Source organism: Nocardioides sp., assembly GCF_004803405.1.
Lineage (GTDB): Bacteria > Actinomycetota > Actinomycetes > Propionibacteriales > Nocardioidaceae > Nocardioides > Nocardioides vastitatis.
In genome coordinates, this window is the sequence record NZ_SSXI01000278.1 from 1 (window position 1) to 5,893 (window position 5,893).

7 protein-coding genes are annotated in these 5,893 nt (G+C 70.4%); all 7 read left to right on the plus strand.

The window, feature by feature from the left end; translation table 11 throughout:
- The coding region (locus E7Z54_RS19665) for an ABC transporter substrate-binding protein (RefSeq protein ID WP_168798426.1) at positions 1-1,220 on the plus strand (1,220 nt) is incomplete at its 5' end.
- The gene (locus E7Z54_RS19670) at positions 1,217-2,119 is read left to right on the plus strand and encodes a branched-chain amino acid ABC transporter permease (RefSeq protein ID WP_136436418.1); all 903 of its coding nucleotides are present in this window, start codon (positions 1,217-1,219) and stop codon (positions 2,117-2,119) included. The genes E7Z54_RS19665 and E7Z54_RS19670, both read left to right, overlap by 4 nt.
- A complete protein-coding gene (locus tag E7Z54_RS19675) occupies positions 2,116-3,291 on the plus strand; it encodes a branched-chain amino acid ABC transporter permease (protein ID WP_136436419.1) in 1,176 nt (391 codons plus the stop codon). Before E7Z54_RS19670 ends, E7Z54_RS19675 begins: the two co-directional genes overlap by 4 nt.
- Positions 3,278-4,060, plus strand: a complete 783-nt coding sequence (locus tag E7Z54_RS19680) for an ABC transporter ATP-binding protein (RefSeq protein ID WP_136436420.1) — start codon at positions 3,278-3,280, stop codon at positions 4,058-4,060. Before E7Z54_RS19675 ends, E7Z54_RS19680 begins: the two co-directional genes overlap by 14 nt.
- Positions 4,060-4,767 (plus strand): ABC transporter ATP-binding protein, encoded by a 708-nt coding sequence (locus tag E7Z54_RS19685; RefSeq protein WP_240769798.1) that lies wholly within the window; start codon positions 4,060-4,062, stop codon positions 4,765-4,767. The genes E7Z54_RS19680 and E7Z54_RS19685 overlap by 1 nt, the downstream gene beginning before the upstream one ends.
- Positions 4,768-4,798: 31 nt before the next feature.
- On the plus strand, positions 4,799-5,272 hold the full coding sequence (locus E7Z54_RS19690; protein ID WP_136436421.1) for a hypothetical protein: 474 nt from the start codon (positions 4,799-4,801) through the stop codon (positions 5,270-5,272).
- Between the two features lie 251 nt (positions 5,273-5,523).
- On the plus strand, positions 5,524-5,893 hold a 370-nt coding region (locus E7Z54_RS19695), incomplete at its 3' end, for a YdeI/OmpD-associated family protein (RefSeq protein ID WP_431188816.1).

Sequence of the window (5,893 nt, forward strand, 5' to 3'; positions counted from 1 at the left end):
GCACCGGCGGCGGCACCGGCGGCGGCGGTTCGACGGCTTCCGGCGGTGGCAGCACCGGAGGAGGTACGACGGACGGCACCGGCGGTGGCGGCGGGGGCGCGGTCGGAGCCGGTGACACCACCGGGGTGACCGCCACCGCCATCAGGATCGGCTTCCACGCGCCGGTGACCGGCGCTGCCGCGATCCCGTCGACCTCGTTCCAGCGCGGCATCCAGGTCTACTTCGACGACGTCAACAAGCGCGGAGGCATCCACGGACGTAAGGTCGAGGTCTTCTTCGAGGACGACCAGTTCCGACCGGACGTCGCGGTCGCCAAGTGCAAGGACCTCGCCGAGACCAAGAAGGTCTTCATGATCTTCGGCGGTGCCGGGTCCGACCAGATCGAGGCCTGCGCGCGGTATGCCGCGAGCGCCGGCGTCCCCTACATGTCCGCCGGCGTCCAGCAGGCCTCGAAGAACGGCTCCCTCGGCGACCTGAACACGTACTACGCCGCCACGCTCACCTACGAGCAGCAGGCGCCGATCGTCGCCCGCATCGCCAAGCAGGTGGCGAGTGGCAAGAAGGTGACCCTCCGCGTCGCCGACAACAGCAGTCTGGACGGCTACTTCCAAGCGCAGGGGTCCGCTCTGGCCTCCGCGCTCGGCGGCAGTTACGTCAACCCGGGCGGCTCGGGGCGGATCCCCAAGAACACCCAGGGCGGCGACGCCCTCGACGTCGGCACCAAGATCTGCAACAGCGGTGCCGGGGTCGTGGTGTGGAACGCCAGCCCCTCCAGCCTGCTCAACGTGTCGGCATCGATGCCTTGCACGGTGATCTTCGTCGGCCCCGGCCTCTCCAACGGCCTCAACATCGTGGCCAACGCCGGCTGCCCCAAGCTCAACAACGCGCGCTTCCTCTCGCCGTTCCCCGGCATGGATGTGATGCGCAAGAACGACGCGTTCATGCGCGCCTACGCCGCCCGCAACGGTGGCGCGGCGCCCGACGACATCGCCGCCTCGGTCTACGCCTCCGAGGCGCTCCTGGGACAGATCCTCATGGCGACGGGCAAGTCGCTGGACCGGCAGAGCTTCTTGTCCACCATCGCGCGCCAGCGGGTGTTCAAGAACGGGATCTTCCCTCCCACGAACTTCCGCAGCCGCTTCGGCGGGACGGCGATGTGGCACCTGCGGGCCGACTGCGGCAAGCGGGAGTACGTCACCGAGGGGCTCGTCTCGCCGTGAGCACGCTCGGCCAGGAGCTCATCACGGCCGCCGTCATCGGCGTCCTCCAGGGCAGCATCTACGCGATGGTCGCGCTCGGGATCGTGCTCGTCTATCGCGCCACCGGGGTCTTCAACTTCGCCCAGGCCGAGTTCGGGACCACCGCGCTCTTCGGGGCCTACACCGCCCACGTGGTGTGGGGCTGGGGCTACGCCGTCTCGTTCGGGTTCGGGCTCGTGGTCGGGGTGGTGATGGGGCTCCTCACCGAGGCCCTGGTGATCCATCCCCTGCGCAAGGCGTCGCGCGTCACGCTCCTCGTGGGCACGGCGGGCGTGGCGCTGACGGCGATCGGCCTGCAGTTCTGGAAGTACAACGAGACCCTGATCATGGTGATGCCGCGCATCAGCGACGGCTTCCACCAGACGAAGTACGGCTCGCCCACCGACCAGCAGCTGATCACCGTGGCTGTGCTCGTGGCGGTCACCATCGCCCTCGCGCTGTTCTTCCGCTCCCCGTGGGGGCTGGCGATCCAGGCGGCTCAGCAGGAGCCGGTCGCAGCCGAGCTCGTCGGCATCAACGTCCGGAGCGTCTCCCTGCTGATCTGGGGCATCGCTGCCCTCCTCGGCGGCCTAGCCGGGATCCTGGCCGGACCGAACACCACCTTCTCGGCGGCGTTCCTCAGCTTCGGCGCCGGCGGTGCGCTGCTCCCCGGCTTCATGGCGGCCGTGCTGGCCGGCATGCGCAGCATGTCCGGAGCCGTCGCGGGCGGCCTGGTCGTCGGCTTCGTCGAGCAGCTCGGCAACCTCACGCTCCTCGTCGACGTCAACGGGGCCCGAGCGATGATGCTGTTCGTGTTCTTGCTGCTGGTGCTGCTGTTCAAGCCCAGCGGCCTCTTCGTGCCGAGGGCGGTGACCGCATGACTTCGGCGGACGACGACACGCTGGTGCTGCCCGTGGTGCCCCCGGCGGCGCTCGAGGAGGCGCCCGCCGAGCCCGAGTGGCGGCCCGCCGCGCACGACGAGGACGACTTCCACCCCGGCCCCGTCGGACGCGTGGCCCGGCGGGTGTGCTGGGTGCTGCTCGCCTGGTCGGTCGTGCTGGTGCCGGCCAACCTGCTCTCGCCGCTCTCGCTCGACCAGACGACGGTGACCCACCTGACCGAGGCGGTGATCTTCGCGATCATCGGGCTCAGCCTCAACGTGCTGATCGGCTACGCCGGTCAGATCTCGCTCGGTCACCAGGCCTTCGTCGGCATCGGCGCGTTCACCACCGCCTACCTGGTCACCGAGCAGCAGCTCGACTTCTTCTTCGCCCTGCTCGTCGCCGCCGTCTTCGGAGGACTGCAGGCCGCCATCCTCGGAGCGGTCTCGCTCCGGGTCACCGGCCTCTACTTCGCCCTCGTCACCCTCGCCTACGGCGCCTTCGCCGAGCAGACCGTCTTCGGCATCGAGTCGCTGACCCGGGGTGAGGCGGGCATGACCCTGACGCGTCCTTCGTTCTTCGCGTCCGAGGAGCGCTACTACCTGCTGTGCCTGGGGTTCCTCGTCCTCGTGGTGTGGCTCGACTGGCGGCTCACCCGCTCCACGGCCGGACGCGCTCTGGCCGCGCTCCGCGAGAACCCGCGCGTGGCCTCGTCCTACGGGATCAACGTGAAGGCCTACATGATGGTGGCGTTCGTGGTGGCCGGCGTCTTCGCCGGGCTCGGCGGCGGTCTGTTCGCCGCACGGCAGAGCGTGATCGTGCCGACGTCGTTCGGCTTCACGCTCGGCCTCACGTTCGTGCTGATGACGGTGGTCGGCGGCCTGCGCAACCGGACCGGCGTGATCATCGGCGCCGCGTTCTTCGCCCTGCTCGGGTCGGGGGAGCTCGTGCACTGGCTGCACCTGGACGGGTTCTTCGCCGAGACGATCGGGCTGCCCGTCCAGTTCGTGCCGCTGGTGGTGGGTCCGATCCTGCTGCTGCTGACGATCACCCTCCATCCCGGCGGCATCGGCCAGCAGGTCGCACCGATCCAGGGCTGGCTGGCCGGTCGGCGGCTCGACAGGCACGCAGGCAAGGTGCGCGAGGTGGAGGTCAGCGATGTCCGTGCTTGAGGTCGACGACGTCAGCATCCACTTCGGTGGCATCAAAGCACTGCAGAACATCTCCCTGCGCGCCGGGGAGTGGGAGATCGTCGGCATCATCGGCCCGAACGGCGCCGGAAAGACGACCCTTTTCAACTGCATCACGGGCTTCTACACGCCCTCCGCCGGGCGGGTCCGCTACCGCGGCAAGGACATCACCCGCCTTCCGGTCCACCGCCGGACGGCCCTCGGCCTTGGACGCACGTTCCAGAACGTCGGGCTCGTGAAGAACGCCACCGTCCTCGACAACCTGCTCACCGCCCAGCACCTGCAGGTCGGCTACGAGCCGGTGACCGGCATCCTCGGCAGCCCGGCGACGTTCGCCGAGGAGAAGCGGCTGCGGGACCGCGCCCACCAGATCCTCGAGCTGCTCCAGCTCGAGTACGTCGCCCGGGAACGCGTCACCGACCTGCCCTACGGCGTGCTGAAGCGCGTCGAGCTCGCCGCCGTCCTGGCGACCGACCCCGACCTGCTGCTGCTCGACGAGCCCGGCTCCGGGCTCGGGCCAGAGGAGGCCGAGGGGCTCGGCGACACCCTCCTGACGCTGCGCAAGGAGTTCGGACTCACGATCGTGATGATCGACCACCACGTTCCGCTGGTCACGCGGGTGTCGGACTACGTCTACTGCCTGAACTTCGGAGAGGTGCTCGCCGAGGGCAGGCCCGACGCCGTGCGGTCCCACCCGGAGGTGGTGCTGGCCTACCTCGGCGACGACACCGAGAGCGAGGTGCCGGTCTGATGGCCGTGCTGGAGGTGCAGGACCTGGTCGTCGGCTACGGGCAGTTCCCCGTGTTGCACGGCATCAACTTCGTGATCGAGGAGGGCGAGGTGTGCGTGCTGCTGGGGCTCAACGGCGCGGGCAAGACGACCACCGTCTCGGCGATCGCGGGACTCCTCAAGCCCACGTCGGGGGAGATCCGCTTCCACGGCAAGTCTCTGCGCCGTCGGTCTCCGTCCGCGCGCGTCAAGGACGGGCTCTCCCTGAGCCCCGAGGGCCGGCGCATCTTCCCGCGCCTGACGGTGTCGCAGAACCTGCGGCTCGGCGCTTGGAGCAAGCGCCGCGACACCCGCCAGGCCCGGCAGCAGCTGGACCTGGTGTTCGGCTACTTCCCGCGGCTGGCCGAACGCGGCAACCAGATGGCCGGGACGCTGTCCGGTGGCGAGCAGCAGATGCTCGCCGTCGGGCGCGCGGTCATGTCGCGGCCGAGCCTGCTGATGATCGACGAGGCGTCGCTCGGCCTCAGCCCCACGCTGGCGCGCGCGGTATGGGAGGCCACCGCGCAGATCGCCCGCGACGGGACGACCGTCCTGATGGTCGAGCAGAACGCCGGCGCGCTGCCCTTCGCCGACCGTGCCCTGCTGATGGAGAAGGGCACCCTCGTCCACACTGCGGTGGGCGACGACATCCGCAACGTGAATCTGCGCGAGGCATACCTCGGCGCCTGAGCCGGTCCGCCGCCTGACAAGGAGAACCACCGTGAACAACAACCTCGGACGCCTGGGAGGCCAGGTCGGCGTACTGATGTGCGTGCTCGGATACGGCGTCATCTTCTTCGGCTGGAACGGCGCCGCCAGCGAGGCGCTGCCGGCCGCCCAGTTCCCCTACCTGATCTCCGGCGGCATCGCCGGACTCGGCCTGGTCGTGATCGGCGCTGCGATGCTGGTCGTCCAGGACTCCCGTGAGGACCGGGCGCGCCTCCAGGCCACGCTCGAGCAGCTGACGACCGCGGTCGAGCGCCAGGGCGGTGCGGCGAACGCCGCCGGCATGCGAGGCGGCGCCGGGGTGGTGCTGGCCGGCACGACGTCGTACCACCGGACGGACTGCACCCTGCCGACCGCGCGGGAGGAGGCTCACCTGATGCGGATCGAGGACGTCCTCGGGCAGGGCCTGGAGCCGTGCCGGGTCTGCAACCCGCCCGCGCTGCGGATGGACCCGCTCCAGTCCTACTGACGACGACCGCGGCTGCGGAGCGTCACCCGCGGCCGAGCGGCTCCCCGGCCATCTCGCGCACCCACGCCGCTCTGCGCGCCAGGCCTCGTCGTCCATCCCCTGCCGGCCACACCTACCGATCCCGAACCCCCGCAACCTGGCCAGCGGCACCCTCCACCGGCCACGACACGCTCGACCTCGTGTTCGGCGCCCTCCTCCGGTTCGCCCGGCTGAGCGACGCAGGTGTCGGCGGCCGCGGCTAGCGTCGGACCATGGCAACTCTGCTGCCCGAGCTGCTCTTGACCGACCCGGCCGCGCTGCGGGCGTGGCTCGAAGCGCACCACGCGACGTCGCCCGGCGTGCGGCTGGTGCTCACCAAGAAGGGCGGTTCGGACACGACGATCACGTGGGTGAGCGCTGTCGAGGAGCTGCTCTGCTTCGGCTGGATCGACGGCCAGGCCGGCAAGCGCGACGAGGGCAGCTACACCGTGCGCATCACCCCGCGCCGTCCCAAGGGCAGCTGGTCCCAGCGCAACGTCGCGCTCGTGGCGACGCTGGAGGAGCAGGGCCGGATGACCGACGCCGGGCGCGACGCGGTTGAGGCCGCGCGCGCCGACGGGCGGTGGGACGCGGCGTACGCCG